This is a genomic window from Streptomyces sp. NPDC057950 (assembly GCF_042887295.1).
GTDB classification, from domain to species: domain Bacteria; phylum Actinomycetota; class Actinomycetes; order Streptomycetales; family Streptomycetaceae; genus Streptomyces; species Streptomyces kaempferi.
Window position 1 is genome coordinate 16702 of the sequence record NZ_JBHVPP010000038.1, and the last position, 17621, is coordinate 34322.

15 protein-coding genes are annotated in these 17621 nt (G+C 70.4%); 9 read left to right on the forward strand and 6 right to left on the reverse strand.

Annotated elements, in window-relative coordinates; translation table 11 throughout:
• The first annotated feature begins 30 nt into the window (after nucleotides 1-30).
• From ACFVTC_RS40565 to ACFVTC_RS40580, 4 genes are all read left to right on the forward strand, one after another.
• Nucleotides 31-1491: an MFS transporter gene (locus ACFVTC_RS40565; protein ID WP_390134539.1), complete on the forward strand. Its 1461-nt coding sequence runs from the start codon at nucleotides 31-33 to the stop codon at nucleotides 1489-1491.
• 91 nt (nucleotides 1492-1582) lie between these two features.
• Complete coding sequence (locus ACFVTC_RS40570; RefSeq protein WP_390134542.1) at nucleotides 1583-2023, forward strand: SRPBCC family protein; 441 nt, start codon at nucleotides 1583-1585, stop codon at nucleotides 2021-2023.
• Nucleotides 2024-2060: 37 nt separating this feature from the next.
• Complete coding sequence (locus tag ACFVTC_RS40575) at nucleotides 2061-3425, forward strand: carotenoid oxygenase family protein (protein ID WP_390134544.1); 1365 nt, start codon at nucleotides 2061-2063, stop codon at nucleotides 3423-3425.
• A gap of 89 nt (nucleotides 3426-3514) precedes the next feature.
• Entirely contained in the window at nucleotides 3515-4075 is a 561-nt protein-coding gene (locus tag ACFVTC_RS40580) for an alpha/beta hydrolase (RefSeq protein WP_390134546.1), read from the forward strand.
• 178 nt (nucleotides 4076-4253) lie between these two features.
• Here ACFVTC_RS40580 and ACFVTC_RS40585 read toward each other — a convergent pair whose 3' ends face one another.
• Complete coding sequence (locus ACFVTC_RS40585; protein WP_390134548.1) at nucleotides 4254-4973, reverse strand: hypothetical protein; 720 nt, start codon at nucleotides 4971-4973, stop codon at nucleotides 4254-4256.
• Between the two features lie 310 nt (nucleotides 4974-5283).
• Here ACFVTC_RS40585 and ACFVTC_RS40590 point away from each other — a divergent pair, with 310 nt between their 5' ends.
• Together ACFVTC_RS40590 and ACFVTC_RS40595 are read left to right on the forward strand one after the other, a co-directional pair.
• The gene (locus tag ACFVTC_RS40590) at nucleotides 5284-5814 is read left to right on the forward strand and encodes a DUF4232 domain-containing protein (RefSeq protein WP_390134550.1); all 531 of its coding nucleotides are present in this window, start codon (nucleotides 5284-5286) and stop codon (nucleotides 5812-5814) included.
• Nucleotides 5815-6078: 264 nt separating this feature from the next.
• Nucleotides 6079-8208 carry an FG-GAP-like repeat-containing protein gene (locus ACFVTC_RS40595; protein WP_390134552.1) on the forward strand — a complete coding sequence of 710 codons (2130 nt, stop codon included), beginning with the start codon at nucleotides 6079-6081 and terminating at the stop codon, nucleotides 8206-8208.
• 302 nt (nucleotides 8209-8510) lie between these two features.
• Here ACFVTC_RS40595 and ACFVTC_RS40600 read toward each other — a convergent pair whose 3' ends face one another.
• Nucleotides 8511-8966, reverse strand: a complete 456-nt coding sequence (locus ACFVTC_RS40600) for a MarR family winged helix-turn-helix transcriptional regulator (protein ID WP_390134554.1) — start codon at nucleotides 8964-8966, stop codon at nucleotides 8511-8513.
• Between the two features lie 241 nt (nucleotides 8967-9207).
• On the opposite strand from ACFVTC_RS40600, the gene ACFVTC_RS40605 reads away from it, so the two are divergent.
• Together ACFVTC_RS40605 and ACFVTC_RS40610 are read left to right on the forward strand one after the other, a co-directional pair.
• Nucleotides 9208-9774 carry a YbhB/YbcL family Raf kinase inhibitor-like protein gene (locus tag ACFVTC_RS40605; RefSeq protein WP_390134556.1) on the forward strand — a complete coding sequence of 189 codons (567 nt, stop codon included), beginning with the start codon at nucleotides 9208-9210 and terminating at the stop codon, nucleotides 9772-9774.
• Nucleotides 9775-10062: 288 nt separating this feature from the next.
• A complete protein-coding gene (locus ACFVTC_RS40610) occupies nucleotides 10063-10767 on the forward strand; it encodes a TetR/AcrR family transcriptional regulator (RefSeq protein ID WP_390134558.1) in 705 nt (234 codons plus the stop codon).
• A gap of 106 nt (nucleotides 10768-10873) precedes the next feature.
• Here ACFVTC_RS40610 and ACFVTC_RS40615 read toward each other — a convergent pair whose 3' ends face one another.
• Nucleotides 10874-11296: an SsgA family sporulation/cell division regulator gene (locus tag ACFVTC_RS40615; protein ID WP_390134560.1), complete on the reverse strand. Its 423-nt coding sequence runs from the start codon at nucleotides 11294-11296 to the stop codon at nucleotides 10874-10876.
• Between the two features lie 241 nt (nucleotides 11297-11537).
• Entirely contained in the window at nucleotides 11538-12026 is a 489-nt protein-coding gene (locus ACFVTC_RS40620; RefSeq protein WP_390134563.1) for a hypothetical protein, read from the reverse strand.
• Nucleotides 12027-12588: 562 nt separating this feature from the next.
• Here ACFVTC_RS40620 and ACFVTC_RS40625 point away from each other — a divergent pair.
• Complete coding sequence (locus ACFVTC_RS40625) at nucleotides 12589-13878, forward strand: hypothetical protein (protein ID WP_390134565.1); 1290 nt, start codon at nucleotides 12589-12591, stop codon at nucleotides 13876-13878.
• A 74-nt stretch (nucleotides 13879-13952) separates the two neighbouring features.
• On the opposite strand, the gene ACFVTC_RS40630 is transcribed toward ACFVTC_RS40625, so the two are convergent.
• The gene (locus tag ACFVTC_RS40630) at nucleotides 13953-14534 is read right to left on the reverse strand and encodes an SDR family oxidoreductase (RefSeq protein WP_390134567.1); all 582 of its coding nucleotides are present in this window, start codon (nucleotides 14532-14534) and stop codon (nucleotides 13953-13955) included.
• Nucleotides 14535-14761: 227 nt separating this feature from the next.
• Nucleotides 14762-17605, reverse strand: coding sequence for an alpha-L-rhamnosidase (locus ACFVTC_RS40635; protein ID WP_390134618.1), 2844 nt, complete (start codon nucleotides 17603-17605; stop codon nucleotides 14762-14764).
• Nucleotides 17606-17621: the final 16 nt, after the last annotated feature.

The window sequence follows — 17621 nt, forward strand, 5'->3', positions numbered from 1 at the left end:
TGGACACCGTCCGACACGAGCCTGTGCGTCATGAACGTTGCACGCACGCAGCCGAACCAGGCACCCCGGCCGGGAGCCGTGCTCGCGGCACTCGCCGCGGCGCAGTTCACCGTCATGCTCGCCACCTCGATCGTCAATGTGGCGCTTCCGCAGATCCGCGCCGGAGTCGGCCTGTCGGACGGCGGAACCACCTGGGTGGTCAACGCCTACGGCCTCGCGTTCGGCGCCCTGCTCCTGGCGGGCGGGAGAGCGGCCGACCTCCTCGGTCGCCGCCGGATGCTGATCGCCGGACTCGCGCTGTTCGCCGCGGCCTCGCTGTCGGCGGGACTGGCCACCGCCGCGGACGTCCTGATCGCCGCCCGCGCCGTTCAGGGCATGGCCGCCGCCGCCATCGCCCCGGCAGCGCTCGCTCTGACCATGGACCAGTTCCCCTCCGGCCCGGGGCGCGGCAAGGCACTGGGAGTATGGGGGGCGGTCTCCGGCGCGGGAGGAGCGGGCGGCGTCCTGCTGGGCGGTGTGCTCACCCAGGCATGGGGCTGGCCCTGGATCTTCCACGCGGTCGCGCTCGGTGCGGTGCTGGTCCTGGCCGCCGTGGCCGTGCTCGTGCCACGCACGGCCGGACGCGAGGCCGGACGGCTCGACCTGCTGGGCACGGCCACCGTCACCCTCGCCCTGACCTGCCTGGTCTGGAGCCTGACCACCGCACGCGGCGCCGGCTGGAGCGACGGCCGGGTGCTGGGCGCCCTCGGGGCCGCCCTCGCGCTGCTGGCGGCCTTCGCCGTCATCGAGCGCCGCCGTCCGGACGCACTGATACCGCCGCGTCTGTTCACCACCGGCCAGGTCGCCGCGGGCAACCTGCTGATGGGACTGCTGGGTTCGGTGTGGATCGCCCTGTTCTTCTTCCTGCCGCTCTACCAGCAACAGGTCCTCGGATCGAGCCCCTTGGCCACCGGAGCCGGACAACTCCCGCTCGCCGGCGCCAATATGCTCGGCGCCACGCTGGCGCCGCGCATCTCCCGGCGCATCGGAGGCCCGGCGGCCCTGACCGCGGCCCTGCTCACCGAGGCCGCGGGCCTGATGTGGCTGTCACGGATCAGTGCCGACGGCAGCTACCTCGCCGACCTCCTCGGCCCGAGCATCCTGATCGGCCTGGGCCTCAGCATCGCCTTCGTCCAGCTCACCGCGTTCGCCGTGGACGGCGTCCCGCGGGAGGACGCCGGCCTGGCCGGCGGCCTGGTGAACACCACCCGCCAGGTCGGCGGCGCCATCGGCCTCGCCGCCCTGGCCACCCTGGCCGGCGCCGTCACCGCCCACGCGTCCACCCACCGGCCTCCTCCGGAAGCCCTCACCGCCGGTTACCGCACCGTCTTCGCCGTCGCCGCCGCGGTCCTCCTCGCCACAGCCCTCCTCGCGCTGCTCCTCACCCGCCGCACCGGCCGGCGGACGGTCACCACCCCCACCGGGCGGGCCCCGGACCCGCGGCCCGCCTGAATTCCCCGAAACCGCTGAATCCCCTGAATCCGGCCGAAGAAACGCATCAGCCGTGCCACCGACCCATGTCACCGACAAAGGAGACCCGACCATGGTCACCATCGACGAGACCGCCCCCGTCATCGTCCGCCTGAGCATCGAGATCAACGCCCCGCTCGCGACGGTGTGGGGGCTGCACACCGACATCGCGGCCTGGCCCACCTGGAACACGGACATCGACCGGGCCGAGCCCGACGGCCCCCTCATTCCGGGCAACCGCTTCAGCTGGCGAACCCACGGCCTGGACATCACCTCCACCGTGCGCGAACTGGTTCCCGGCGAGCGGATCGTGTGGGGCGGCCCCGCCGACGGCATCTCCGGCGTCCACGTGTGGACGTTCGAGGAGGAGGGCGACCACGTCACCGTCCGCACCGAGGAGTCCTGGAGCGGCGCCCCCGCCGAAGCCGCGGCCGACGACCTCGGCAAGGCCCTCCACGACTCACTGGAGAGCTGGCTCTCCCACCTCAAGGCCCGTGCCGAACAAGCCGCCTGACACCAGAGCATCACCCACATTGAGAGAGGTTCCCGCCATGACTGCTGCGAAGCCCTACCTGACCGGCCACTACACCCCCGTCACCGACGAGGTCACCGCCACCGGACTCACCGTGGAGGGCACGCTGCCCCCCGAGCTGAACGGCCGGCTGATCCGCAACGGCCACAACCCCAAGCCCGGGGTCACCCCGGCCCACTGGTTCAAGGGCAGCGGCATGGTCCACGGCATCCGCCTCCGCGAGGGCCGCGCCGAGTGGTACCGAAACCGCTGGGTGCACACCCCCGCCCTCGACGGCGCGCCCTACATGACCGAGCACGGCCCCGACCTGACCGCCAGCACCGCCGGCACCCACGTCATCGAGCACGCCGGGCGCCTGCTCGCCCTCTGCGAGGCGAACCTCCCCTTCGAACTCACCCCGGACCTGGAGACCGTCGGCGCGTACGACTTCGACGGCAAGCTGCGGACCGCGATGACCGCGCACCCCAAGGAGGACCCGGTGACCGGGGAGCTCCACTTCTTCGGGTCCTCGCCGTTCCCGCCGTTCCTGACGTACTACGTCTCCGACGCCAAGGGTGAGGTCGTCCACAGCGCCGAGATCCCGGGAGCGACCGCCTCGCTCAAGCACGACTTCGCCATCACCCGTCGCCATGTGCTCTTCATCGAGGGAAACGTCACCTTCGACCCGGCCGAGCACTCCGGCATCCCCTACGGCTGGAGCGACCAGCAGCCCTCCCGTATCGGCGTCATGCCCCGCGGAGCGGACGGCGCCCGGCACATCCGCTGGTTCTCGATCGAACCGGGCAACATGCTGCACGTCTCCAACGCCTACGAGGACGGCCAGGGCCGCATCGTCCTGGAGGGCCCCACCGTGGACCGCGAGGGCTTCCGGCTGTCCTGGAACTGGTGGATCGGCGCCCCCGGCCGCAGCACCGAGCCCAACGCCCGTTCCTACACCCGCCGTTGGGTCATCGACATGACCGCCGGCACTGTCGACGAGCAGATCATCGACGACCTCGCGGTGGAGTTCCCGACCCTCAACGAGGACTGGCTGGGCTCCGAGAACCGCTACCAGTACGCCATCTCCTTCCCCGACGAGAAGGGCTTCGGCGGCTACGGCGTCGTCAAGTACGACCGCACCACCGGCGCCCGCCGCATCCACCCGGCAGGCGACGCCCGGCTGCCCAGTGAAGCGGTCTTCGTCCCCGCCGCCGGAGCCACCCGCGAGGACGACGGATACCTCCTGACCGTGGTCTCCGACCTGAAGCAGGACGCCTCGCAGCTGCTGGTCCTCGATGCCTCGGGCCTCGACCGCGTCGCCGCCGTCCAGCTGCCCCGCCGGGTGACCGCGGGGATCCACGGCTCCTGGATCCCCGACACCGCCATGGACGACGCCCGGGGCTGACGCCGGGCGAGGGCCCGCCCCTCACCCGCACCACCTGGTACAACCCCTCGACTCCGCACGGGCCGGGGCACAGACCAAGGAATGGCAACATGACAGGAATCCGGAAGTGCGTCGGCTGGATCACCGCCGGTGCCACCACGCTGGCGACCGCCCTCGCCGTACCGACACTCGCCCAGGCGGACCATCGACTGGCACGACCGCGCCGACAGCGACTTCAAGCACATGCGGTGCGGCTCGATCCAGGTACCGGTGGACTGGTCCCGCCCCGACGCGGGCCGCACCGCACTCTCGCCCAGCTCACCGGGTTGCGCAAGGAACTCGCCCGGGTGTCCCCGCACCTCGGCGGCGCCGTGCGCTCCTACCGGACCATCGCCGACTGCCTCGGCTGGCCCACGCCCGCCGAGCCCGTCAAGGCGGGGGCACCGGTTCACGGCGCACCGCCCGCCCTGGTCCTCCAGTCCACCCACCAGGCCCTCGCCCCGTACCGTGCGGGCGCGGCCATGGCCGCCCAACTGCCCGGCAGCGTCGTACTCGGCCACGAAGGCGACGACCACAGCATGTTCCTGGTCTTCGAGTGCGTCCGGAAGGCCACCAACCGCTGTCTGACCACCCGCGCGCTGCCCGCCCCCGGCACCGCCTGCACCGACTGAGAAGCCTCGCCCCGCCGAAGGCGACCGCCGGCCGCGCGCCCGGCGTCACCCGGTCCTTCGGAGCCCTCTGAGCGGCGACCTCGCCGCTCAGGGGGCGGAGCGCGTGATGAACCGCCCGCGCCGGATCACCTCGCGGCCGGCGAGGCCGCCCGGCGAGGCAGGCACCGGAAGAAGGGTGTCAGCTGAAGTGGACGTCGCTGAGGTCGATGGAGACCATGACCTGTTCCAGGAGGGGGCGACCGTCGGTGTCGCGGCGGTAGGCCCGGCGTCTGGTGGGCAGCACGATGCCGTCCGCCTCCGCGAGGTTGTGGACGTACTGCGCGGCGGCGAATCCGCCGGCCACGTCGACGTGGTAGTCGTGACGCCGCAGGAGCCGGTCGGGACCGAAATAGAAGTCCTGGTGGGTGCTGTGGCTCGCGATCCGGGGCGGGAAGGCGGCGCGCAGCCCTGGCCAGACCTCGTCTCCCTCCCGCCACGGCTCGATGTCGGTGACCGTGAAGCCGGGCATGGTGAGGAGGAAGGGCGTGGTGAGGTAGGTCCACAACGCGTAGCCGTTGAAGTAGGCGCGGTCCAGCGGGTCCCAAGGTGTCTCGAGTGTGTGTCCGGCGAAGGACGTCCGAGGGTCCTCGCGTTCGGCGACCACCCGCCCGTCGAGTTTCTCGATGCTCACTCGCCCGGCCGTGAAACCGGTCCTCTGGTCGTGCGCGCCGAAGGGCTGTACCGAGGCGTACTCCTCGTGCAGTGCGACGGTCATCACGCGGGGCGTCGCATCCTGCGGCAGGCCCTTGACGGCGAACAGGTCGCCACCACTGACGAGGGTGGCTCGCGCCCGCGTCAGCTCCTGCCAGCGTCCGGTCCCGCCATGGGCCTCGACGACTTCGGTGAGCAGTTCATTCACGTGGGATTTCCTACCGTACTTTCCGTCCGTCCGTACGGCAGTGAGCCGGCGATTCGGCCGGACGGCCCGGCGGCGGCCCCGCGTCACCCGGCCGCCCGAGCCGACCTTCGGATCCGGCGTGCACGAGGACGGCACGGGTAGAGCTGTCGCCCGGCTTTCCGGCACCCGGCCGCGGCGATCCCGCGTGCCCGGCCGGTGGTCATCCCGCCGGTGTGGAACCTCGGCGCGCATGCCCGCATCTAGCTGTCCGGCGGGGCAAGGGCGGTGGCCACTCGGTCCCGCGGGAGCGGCGTCGCCTCGGGGAGTTCTCATGTCACGGCGTACAGCGGCGGTCTGCACGGCCGGTCTGATGCTGCTGGGTGCCGGCGCGTGCGGCGAGGGCGCCGGCGCCTCGGGAATCCGGATCGCAGCGTGCCGGACGCCCCAGCTGAGCTGGAAGATGACCCTTCTCCCGGGCAAGCCGCACAACACGCCGACGGCTACGCTCAGCGCCGCGCACAAGGGATCGCAACCCTGCGCCTTCGACGGCTACCCGGAGCTGAGTGTGCACGTCGGCAAGGGGCCGTCGGCCGACTCCAGGCCGAAGAAGCGCACGCCCGTCCGCCTGGTGCTGAAGCCGGGCCACAGCATCGCGATCCCGGTCTTCTACGACGCGGTCGGCTCTCCTTCCGGGTCTTGCGAGGTCATGGCCGATTACAACCCACGGGTCGACGTACGGCCCCCGCACCCCGCGACGCACGACTACGGCTCCCGCGTGCAACTGACCGATGCGAAGGGGCACCATCGGCGGGCCCAGGTGTGTGACCTCGACATGCTGCTGGGCGTCCCCGAACTGAACTGACCCAAATGCGCTCATAAAGTGAGCATTTGGGTGCCCGCCATGCGATCATGACGGCTGCGACCGCTGACCACGGTCGATCGAAAGCCGCCGTACGGCGGTACGGGGGAACGCAACGGGGGTTGCTGTCGCGCGGTGTGTGCGGAGCAGGTCGTCGGCGGAGGATCTCACGTCGGACTCCGCGGCGGTGTCCCGCCTGCTGTCCCACGGCAGGCGCCCGTCCGTCGGGTCCTGATGCCGTCCGGCCTGCCTCTTGGAGAATCCTGAATGCAGAGAACCGAATCGCCCGGCGGACGAATACGGCTCGGGGCCGTCGCGGTACTGAGCGCCGTGGTGCTGCTGGGCACCGCCGCCGCGGCCCAGGCCGGTACCGCGCCCCCCGTCGCCGCCACCCCGACCCCTTCGGGGACCTCGCGGAGCGCTGCCCCCGTGTGGAAGCCGCCGACCGGCCCGAGTTCCACGGACCCGTCCGGCCCGGCCTCCGTAGACCGGATGGGCGTGACCTCCACGGATCCGACGGGCCTGACCTCCGCCGTGCCGACGGGCCCGACTTCCGCCGTGCCGACGGGCCTGACCTCCGCCGTGTCGACGGGCCCGGCCCCCGCCGTGTCGACGGGCCCGGCTCCCGCGGATCCGTTCGGCCCGACTACTCCCGCGGATCCGTCCGGCCCGTCCGTCGAACCCTCGGCTTCGGACGCGGCGGTGCCGCCCGCCGATGCCGACTGGACGGCCGAGGCCGCCATCCGCTTCTGGACTCCCGAGCGCATGGACTCGGCCACCGACCCCTCGGGCCGTACCGCCCCGCCGGAGGGATCGACCGCGGCGGCCCGGCGACCCTCCGCCGACGGCGTCACCGCCGAGCACTTCAAGGGCATCAAGTCCGTGGGCACGATCTTCAGCGAGGACAAGGGGCTGAAGGGACACCGCTGCACGGCCAGCGTGGTACGCAGCGGGGGACACAACCTGATCCTCACCGCGGGACACTGCGCCGGCTCGCATTCCATGTTCGTACCCATGTACGACCACACCAGGACTGCGGCCGCGCAGCCCTACGGGGTCTGGGCGGTCGACAAGTGGTTCCGCGACAAGAGGGCCACCTGGGACAAGGCCAAGACCTCCGACCTGGACTACGCCTTCGCGAGCCTCAAGCCGAACGGCCACGAGAAGGTCCAGGACGTCGTGGGCGCCAACACCCTGGCCCGCACGCCCGGTTACGCCAACAAGGTGACCGTCATCGGCTACCCCAAGATCGCGCACAACCCGACGGACCAGGCGGTCCGCTGTCCCGACATCTACACGACCGCGCTGCCGGGCTACTACCAGATGCAGATCTACTGCGCCGGGATGTGGGGCGGAGTCTCCGGAGGGCCCTTCTTCTCCGAGCTGGCCCCTTCCGGCGACACCGGCACGATCATCGGCAACGTGGGCGGGTTTCTTCAGGGCGGCCCCGATGTGAGCGGGTCGGATCCGCGGTACAACGAGATCACCTACAGCCCGCTGTACGGTGAGCGTTTCCTCCGCCTCTACGCCGATGCCCAGCAAGGCCGCAACCCCGACTACGGCCCCTACGAACAGCCGTCGCTGCCGTACACCATGGGTTCCGGCGCGACCTGGAAGCACGCCGGCCCGATGGCCTCGGGCGACTTCGACGGCAAAGGCCACAGCGACATGGTCGTGGTGTGGTCCGACGGCGAGGTCACGCTCTACAACAGCGACGGACGCGGCCACTTCACGGGCGAGCGGCAGCTGCTGCCCGAGAACTCCACCTGGCGGAACGCCAGGACCATCACCGCGGGCGACTTCACCGGGTCGAACCGTTTCGACCTGATGGTCCGCTGGGTGGACGGTGAGGTCACCCTCTACGGAGACCTCGGGACCAAGGGTCTCGACCGGGCCGGCACCCGGATGATCAAGCCCAATGACCTGTGGAAGAACGCGACGCAGATCGCGGCGGGCCGGTTCAACGCCTCCCGGTACGTCACCGACCTGATCGTCCGCTGGGCCGACGGCGAAGTGACCCTCTACACCAGTGTCGGCGCGGGCACCTTCGGCCAGGAGCACAGGCTCAAGGACAAGAACGACACGTGGAAGAACGCCACCCTTCTCACCAGCGGTGAATTCTCCGGCAATCAGAAGTGGGACGTCATGGTGCGCTGGAGCGACGGCGAACTCGACAACTACGTCGGCACGACCGCGTCGGGCCTCGGTACCGAACGACGCGTCCTGAACCCCAACGGACTCTGGACGCACGACACGGTCATGACGACCGGCGACTTCACGGGGAACCACCGGACCGACGACCTCGTCATCCGCTGGTCCGACGGGGAGACCACCCTGTACATGGACACGGGCGCCGCCCGACTCGGCAGCGAGGAGACCCTGGTGCACGTCGGCTGAGCGCCGGGACCGCGCTCCACCCCCGATGCCCTGGGCACGGGAGCGCGCCGGGGGTCGCACGCCCGTCCTGAACTCCCGGACGGTGCCGGGAACACCAGAGAGTGCGGTGTGGCTGCGCAACCATGGTGGTGAAGGGGCCAATGTCCCCGGGCCTCACCCCTGGCCCACGAGGACGATCGTCCGGCTGAAACCTCGTGGAGCCTTTCGCCGCGCAGGCGACCGCCCTTCACGACCACGCACGTCGACAGCCCCGGCCGGGATCCGTCCCGGCCGGGGCCCTCCGCATGTCGTCGCTGACGTCTTCAGGAGCCGGCGATATCGCCGAGCAGTGCCGCGGCGCGGGCGATCACCGCGCGGTCTTCGGTGCTGAGCGCGCGTAGCTGTTCGTCGAGCCAGGCGTTGCGCTGTGCCCGGGTGGCGCCGGCGAGTGCGTCGCCTTCCGCGGTGGCGCGGAAGAGCACTTTGCGGCGGTCGCCCGGGTCGCTGGTGCGTACGGCGTAGCCGGCTGAGGTGAGGCGGTTCACGGTCTGGCTCATGGAGGCGGGGGAGACCCGGTCGTGCGCGCTGAGTTCGGTGAGGGTCTGCGGTCCGTGCTTGTGGAGGCGGGTGAGCACCTCGAGTGCCACATCTCCGAGGCCGCCCTCGGGGCGTTCGCTGCGGAAGCGGCGGTAGAGGCGTCCGACGGCGGAGCGCACCTGCCCGCCCAGGTCGGCCTCCTCGACGTCGGCGGACCGTACATCGGTTGCATGCTTCTCCATAGCTCATTAGTATACCTAAAGAGATCTTTCTTGTACCTGAACAGTGAGCGCGATTCCCGCGCCCACTTCGCTGGCCTTGTCACGAGGTGCGCGGAGAGCCGGAGAAGCGGGGCGCGGCCAGTCAGGCGGGTCGGCGCGAACGGTGACGCCGCTCTCCGCGGAGGCCCGACCGCGCCGCCCGCCGACGACCGTGGCCCAGGTTCACAGGTAGCCGGATCCAGAGTGAGGAAGCGTCGAAGTCATGCCCACAAACCCCCTCGGCGTCGCGCTGCGCAATCGGCGCGCCGGCCACCACACCCTCGTCTGGGCCCGCCCCGACCTGCAGGCCCCAGAGAACTTCACCCTGACCAGTCCCGCCTTCGACCACGGCGCACCCATACCGGAGAAGCATCGCGGCAGGCTGTTCAGCGCGAACATCTCACCGGCCCTCAACTGGACGCACCCGCCGGCCGACACCGTTGAGCTCGCGCTCATCGTGCAGGACCCCGACGTTCCTGTCGGCAAACCGGCCATCCACGCGCTCACGCTGGGCATCGACCCCGCACTGAACGGCATCCCGGAGAACGCCCTCGTCAATCCCAGCCCGATTCCCGGGATCCGGCACGGTAAGGGCGCGCTCGGCCGTCGTGGCTGGGCCGGACCGATGCCGATCCGATCACACGGACCCCACTCCTACGTCTTCCAGCTCTTCGCCCTCGACGCGGCCTCCGGGCCCGCCGCCGACTTCACCCTCGACGACGTGACCGCCGCCATCGCGGGCCATGCCACCGGCCGCGCCCGGCTGGACGGAACATACGAAATCCGATGACACCTCCACGGCGCCGCGGTCGGCGGTGTCGGGTGAAGACCGTGAGCCCGATCCCGCCGCTGACTGATCAGCCGCCGATCAACCGTCTTCCACCCTGTGGGTCGCTGGGAGGACGAAGAAGTCGAGTGCGCGGAAGCGGCATTGAGGCGATGCCCGTCGGGTCCGGCCTGGCAAGCGGATGTGAAGGACGGCACAGGGTTTGTCGGCGACCTGCGGCATGACGCGGTCCGTGGCATGAGAAGGGTCACATCCGCTAATTCGAGGGGTCCCTCAGGTTATTCTGGGTCCATGAGCCACCCACATGTGCTGTCCGCGACCCGGGCGTCGGTCAAGCCGCTGCGCCGTGACGCGCAGCGCAACAGGGACGCGATCGTGGCCGCCGCCCGCAAGGCCTTCGCCGAGCACGGCGTGGATGCTTCCTTGGAAGGCGTCGCCCGCGATGCCGGCGTCGCGATCGGGACGGTCTACCGGCACTTCCCCACCCGACTGGACCTGGTCGAAGAGCTGTTCACCGCGAAGTTCACGGAGCTGCTCGCCGCCGCCGAGGAGGCCGCGGCCATGGATGACGCGTGGGAGGGGTTCTGCCACTACCTGGAGAAGCTCTGTGAGCTGCAGGCATGTGACCGCGCTTTCAACGACCTCGCGTCGGCCCGGCTGCCCGTCCACGCGCTCGGCAGGGGAATGTTCGAGCGCTCGCAAGAACTGGCCGTTCAGATCTTCCGCAACGCCCAGGAACAGGGCGAGCTGCGCGGCGATGTCACTCCGGAAGACATCATCTTCGTGATCTGGTCCCAGGCCGGGATCATCCGGGCCACCCGTGCAGTGGCCCCCACCGCCTGGCGCCGCCACCTTCACCTGATGCTCGACGCCTTCCGCGCCGAGTGTGCCCACGAGCTGCCCGAGCCCCCGCTGACCAGTCGACAGGTCGACCAGACCCTCACCACTCTCGAGTGCCCTGAAGAGGAATGCCGCGAGTGCCTCGAGGAGGCATGACTGTCCCGGCGGCGAGGCCGCCGGGGGACGCATGCAGCGGGCGGCGGGGCCTACAGTGGGGCCCGTGTCGCGGTCGGCGACCGGACCCCCACGTCCAAGGGGGCGTTCAGCTTCCCGCCAGCAACTGTGCCAGTTCGGCGTCCAGGTCGAACCGCCTGGACTCCGCGCCCTGCGGTACCACGGACCGCGTTTCGCGCAGGAAGGATTCGACGCCCTGCGCGGGGAGTTTCAGCAGGGCCGATCCCGCGGGTGAGCGGAGGGCGATGTACAGCGCGCCCCGTTCCGAGCCACCGGCCGGCCACATCCGCACGTCTCCGTGTCCAGTGTTCTCGCTCAGGGACTGAGCCAGCATGTCTCGGCTGAGGAGCCACTCAACCGTCCTGCCCTCCTCAAGTGGGTGGAACGCGGCGCGAACGGCATAGGGATCGTCCGCCTCGTACCGCAGTGCTACCCCCATCGGCACCGACAGGTCGTGGGACACGACAAACTGTACGGGCAGCTCGTACATCACGGTTCTGATCGATCTCACTGTTCCTCAATTCCCATAACCCGGCTCGTCCGGCTGCTTCCACTCGACCGGCACGCCGGATGCAGCGGAAGTCGACATCAGCGCACGCGCTTACCCCGCGTACCTCGTTCGGCCGGTAAGCGATCTCCTTGGCCGGGTCCGATGTCTGCCCGGCGGGCGGTCATCGGGCGGGGCCAGGACCCAAACCGCCGGGCCACGTCCCCGCGACTCGTCAAGCCGACCGAGAGGCCCGGCAGCCGCATCAGCGCTGGACCAGCAGGAGCTGGTCCAGGTACCAGCGGTCGACACCGACACCGACACCGACACCGACACCGACACCGGCACCGGCACCGGCATCGAAACCGACACCGACACCGGGCCGGGACGTCACCTCGACCCACCGGTCCCCGTGCCGCACGTACCGGTGGTGACCGTCCCGACGCTCTTCCCACTCGCGGTGGTGACGCCGGCCATGGTGGTGGCCTCTGAGCTCGCCGTCGGTGTACGAGCCACCGTGCTCGTCCCGCCGGTCGTCCCGTTCTCCGTGGTGACCGATTCCGTACCCGTCGTCGCGGTGGTCGTGGTAGCCGTCATGTCCACCGGCGGTCCCGAAGGTGGCGATCGAGGACCGGGTGTGCTCCAGGGGTTCCGAAGCCGCCGCTGATGCCGAGCCGCCGGCTCCGACAAGTGCGCCGCCCGCCATCGCCGTGGAAGCGAGAGCGATCGAGACGCGCCTGAGCCGCCTGCGCATGGTCGTCTCCTTGTCATGGGCCGCGATTCCGCCGAGCGGGCGGTCACCGCCATGTCCGTGATCTGAGATCCGGAAATTCCGAATCAACGGGTGCCGGACCATGAGGGCCATTCGGAGGGGTCCCTCATGTTCGGCCTTGCCAGCGTACTCGAGGGATCCCTCATGTTATCGGTGAGGCTCATCACAGCAGGTCGGAAGGGATGGGCCTGCATGAGCGGCGGGGCGACAGTCGAGCCTGGTAGCGGTCCGGCAGGGGGCGCGCGGGGTGCCACGGCAGTCGGGTGATCCGCTGCGGCGGCCCTCGCGGTTGCCGCTTTGGCGACCACGGCGGTCCAACTCCTTTGCACCTTCCGTGAAATGGAGGCGAACCCGCTCTCGCTCGATTCCCGCGCACAGGCACGTCGGTGATGTCAGAGGCCGTCTCTAGGCTGCCGGGTATGCATTGTTTCCGTACGCGACCGCATGAGTGTCCCGCGACGGCCCCGGGGTGCCCGCGCGCTCGGCCCGTGACACCACAGGGCACCTGTTGTACCTATCGGACGCCGGTACCGGGGAGGGTGTGATGGTGCGCAGAGTCTTCGACGGCGAGGTCCACGTCCACTATGGCCAGGTGTACGTCGAGAGTGACCCGGACGGTTGCGGCCCTGACCTGGCGGAGGCGTTCGCCGGACAGAGCGCGGGATTGTGCGGGGCGGCGATTCCCGGCACGCTGTGGCTGACGACCGGCCTGCACACCGGCCACGTCGGCTTCGCCGTCGAAGTCCACGACCAGGCTCCGCCTCTGGACGCGGCGTGGGAGGACGTCGTGGAGGTGTCCTTCCGTCCGGCCTCGCCGCGCAGCACGCTCATGCAGTGGGCGGTCGAAGCCTGTTGGGACCTGGGCCTGGAGGAGATCGACTACCGGGTGCGCTACTGCGCGAAAGGCATGGACCAGGCCCGTCAGGAAGACACCCGCACGGACGACGAGCCCCAACTGGACAGCTACCTCCTACAGTTGTGGCCCGCCGAGCCCACCGCGGACCGCGTCCTGAAGCAAACGGCGGCGATCGCCGCCTACTGGCACGGCTACGCCCGCGAGCAGCCGCCACCGCCCACTCCCGGCGAGCGAGCCGAAGCCGAACGCCAAGCCCGCCTGCGACAGGAACAGGACGCGAGGGAACAGCAGCTCGCCCTGGACCGCCGGCGGTGGGGCGGCCGGCTGCCCAGTCAGGCCCTGCGCGCTGTCGGCGGCAATGTCCGCGGCCTGCTGCGCTTCGACCCCGTGCTCGTCCATGCCCTTGATGACGCCGGCCCCGACGTCCAGCGCGCCGTGGCCCTGCTGGCGGCTCGCCGCGCTTGTGAGGCGGCCGGTCTGGCATGCCTCGACTGGATCGCCGCGGCGCTTACCGCTCTGGCCGAAGGCCGCCCGCTGCCACCGCCCTTCGACGAGCCGGCCCTCATGTGGCAGACCCTGGCACGCGACCCGCGCGTCCCCCGGCGGACCGTCGGCCGGCCCGTCCCGCCCCAGCGGCCGCCCGAGCTGGCCACCGGGTGCGAGCCGATGCCGAAGCCCGAGCAGGCGCTCCGACCGGTGGGGCCCACGGCCGCCGCCCTGAAACTGGAGTACGCGCCCGAACCCTCGGTATCCCGGACCGGGGAAGCGACGCACACCACGGCGGTCACCGTCGGCGCGCCGGATCCGTCCTCGCGGATGTCGCAGCGGCACATGGCCCTGCCCGCTGTGACCGCCGCCGCCCAAGCCGATCCGCTCCGTGCCGCCGTGGACGCGGTGTATGCCGCCGTTGCCACCTACGGCGAGGACTACCCGGCACTGCTGGAAGAGATCAGGTCCGTCAGCGCAGCAGGTGCGTGAAGTGCACCTCCCCCTGCCCACCCGACTCCGGACCCGGTGAGCGCGGTTCGTTGGTCCTGGGTGAGGTTCTCCCGTCAGGAACGCGCACGCCGGTGGGGCCGCCGTGATGGACGGCAGCCCCACCGGTTCTGTGGCTCAGAAGCCTTGTGCGGTGGGCGTGATGGTGATCTCGGTATCGACGCGCACGAGCCGGGTGAGGTGGCTGATGCGGGCCTTGGTCCCGGAGTAGACCGAGAACTTCTCCAGGATGCGGGTGGCCGGGATGGAGGAGGTGTTGATGAGGTCGGCGGGCTTGCCCTGCTGGGCGGAGTCGGTCGGTGGGGGAGGAAGGCGGCGATGACGTTCATGAGGCCGGTGATGTTGAGGTCGAGGTCGATCTGTCGCTGCCAGTTGTCGACCTTGAGTTCCTCGACGCCTGAGGTGAGCTGGAGGCCGGCGTTGTTGAACACCAGGTCGGTGGGTCCGAAGCGGTCGGCGACCTGATGGGCGGTGGGTTGGACGGCAGCGCGGTCGGTGACGTCGACGGGGAGTGCCAGCGCGGTGCCGCCGGCGGCCTCGATGCGGTGGACGACGTCCTGCGGCTTGTCCTTGCGGCGGCCGAGTACGACGACGGTGGCGCCGAGTTCGGCGAGGTGTTCGGCGGTGGCGGCGCCCATGCCGCTGGAGGCGCCGGAGACGACGGCGACACGGCCCGTGCCGACCCCTTCCTCGGGGGTGGAGTAGCGGCCGAGCGGGATCTTGGCCTGGAACTTCTCGAGGATGGCGTCCTCGGAAGTTTCGTAGGGCCGGTGGGCCCGACGGCGTCATGCTCGCCTGTGAGGCGGGCCGTCGGGCGAACGCTCCTGACCGGTGCCGGACCGTCGCTCCGGCACTGTCCCGCTCCTCAGGGCGTGAGGTAGCAGGTCTTGCGCACGCCGGGCAGTGGATCCGTGCCGACCGCCGCCGTGGTGCAAGGGGTACCACCGGTGAAAGTCCTGTAGACGAAGCGGCCTCGCGCGCCGTAGGCGACGGTCTGCTGTCCGCTGAAGCCACACGTGCCCTCTTCGGCGGAGCAAGCGGTGGCATAGCCGGGTGGGCCGCCGGTGTAGGTGTAGCAGGCCTTCGACTCGCCGGGGATCGGGTCGCCGAACGTGGCGTCGGTGCACGGGGTGTCGCTGGTGGCCGTGATCATGGTGAACGCGCCGTAAGCGCCGTACATGACCGGCTGGCCGGCGACGGCCGGACAGGTGCCGTTCTGGTCCGTGCACTTGGTCCAGCCACCGGACGGCCCGCCGGCGGGTGGCAGATAGCAGGATTTGGCGACACCGTCGATGGGATCGCCGAAGTGGGCGTTGGTGCAGGCGACGGAACCGCTGGTGACCTGGTGGACGAAGTTGCCGTTGGCACCGTACGCCACGTCACGGTTGTAGCCGGGAACGGAACAGGTGCCGTCCTCGGTCGAGCAACGGGTGTATCCGGGAGGGCCGCCCGCGTCGGCGACGTAGCACGACTTGACGAGATTCGCCGCCGGGTCGCCGTCGAAGGAGGCGTTGGTGCAGGCGATGCGGTCGGTCGCCGTCCTGTACGTGTAGGAGCCCGCTCCGTAGGCCACCGCACGGGTGCCACTGAAGGCGCAGGTGCCGCCCTCGCCCGCGCACCGGGTGAAGCCAGGGCGCAGGGGGCCGGTCCCCGGCTCGGCGGGTGCCGGCGGATTGCCGAGCCCTGTGGCGGTCACGGAGTAGCTGCCCGGGGCGACGCCGGTGAGGTAGACGTAGGTGTCGTCCTGGCTCGCGCCGGTGATACCGCCGGTGGGAGTGAAGGCTCCGTTGCTCCAGACGACGTTGCCGTTCACGGACACCGCTACGTTGCCCCCGCCGAACTTCGGGACCCCGATACGACCGGTGGTACCCGCCGGGCTGGTGAGGTGCGCCGCATACGTGCCGGTGGCAGGGGCGCGGGACCAGGAGGCGTCGATCGCTCCCTGCGGCAAGGTGATGCGCCCCTGCGCGCTGGTCAGATCGCCTGCGTGCGGAACGAAGCGGTACGCGCCGGTCGCCGACTCCGGTGCGGTGCCCAGCACATCGAAGGTGAGCGTGGAGGTGGGCGCGGTGGACCAGCCGTGGGCCAGGCTCATGAACGAACCGCCGTAGGCGAGGCCCCCGTCGGCCTTGATGCCCTCCCAGAAGGTGCTCTTGGTGCCGATGTCACTGTCCAGCATGTGGCCCCAGGTGCGGCGGATCTGCGCCAACGCGCCGTAGTCGTCATGGGCGGTGAAGCGGGCGTTGAGCTCCATCCCGCCGGCGAAGGGCGACACATTGCCGCCCCACTCCGGGGTGGTGGGGCCGTAGGCACCCCAGCGTGTCCCGAGCCCGGAGATGATGCTCCGCGACTTGGCCGTGGAATCGGTGAGGCCGTACCAGACGGCGAGCGAGTTGCCGTCCTGCGGATACAACCCGCTGGTGGGGTTGTCCTTGTACATTCCCTTCGAGGCGTCCCACAGCAGGGAGTTGGCCGCGGTCTTGATCGCGGCCGCCCTGCCGGTCCATGTCGCGGCGAGTGAGCTGTCGCCCTCGACCGCGGCCAGGCCGGCACCGGCCTTGAGCGCGGCGTACAGCAGGGCGTTGGCCGAGATGTTCTCACCGCCCTGGCCGACCCGGGCCCAGTCCTGGGTGCGGGTCACGTTGAGGAGGTTGTTGCCGTCGATCTTGTTGCTGATGAAGGCCATCCCGCGCTTGTAGTCGGCCCATTCGGAGTCGAGCCAGGCCCGGTCGGCCGAGTAGGTGTAGTACGTGGCCGTCCCCAGCAGCGTCCAGGTGTGGTACGTGTCGGAGCCGGTGAGGTTGAACGGCGGCCCCGACCAGGGGATTTCACCGTTCGCCGACTGCGCGTCGTACATCGTGGTGAGCGCGTTGCGCGTCGAGGTCAGGTCGTTGGAGTACGCGTACTGCGTGGGCACGGCGATACCCAGGTCGCCGGGCCACACCGTACGGTCGCGCTTGGCCCCGTCGACCAGGACGGAGCCGCCCACCCCGACAGTGGCGCCGTTGTCCCACTCCGAGGCCGGCGGGGGCCAGGCGCGGCCCTGGTCGGAGGCGATCGTGTTGAGCTGCACCGTGTACGCCCCGGCATACCAGATACGGTTCAGCAGGTCGTCACTGGAGAGGAAGTAGTTGGCGTAGTCGGCCGGGTCGGTCTTTCCCGGAGCCGCGGTGAAGTTGAGGCTGACGCCCGTGAGGTCGACCCACCCCGAGGTGTCGAGGAAGACTGTCAGGTAGCGGAAGCCGCCCCGCAGCCTCGCGGTGGGCATCGTGTACGTTCCGTCGGCGGAGGCCGTGGCGTAGAGAGCCCCGTCCTCGCCGTTGCGCCCACTGCTCCGGTCGCTTTTGGTGCCCGCGTACAGGGACGACTCGCTGAAGGCCAGGCCCACTCGCTGGCCACTGGCGCTCGTACTGCCGAAGGACAACGTTGCCAGGCCGCCGACCTCTTTGCCGTAGTCGAGGGTGATGGCCGACTGTGAGCCGGAGATCCGCGTCGGCTGCCCGCTGAGGACGTTCCGCGGGTTCGTGACATTGCCGGATGTGGAGAGCACGGCGGTCGGCTTGAGGGTGCGTGAGGTCGGTGAGTAGTTCAGGGCGTCGGTTTCCGCCTGAGGCGACACTGTTGTCGTCGCCGACGCGGCCACGGATGCGGGAGGGGAGGCGCCGGCGGACGGTGCGGGAGCGGCGGCCAACACGGTTGCCACGGCCATGACCACGGCCAGATCG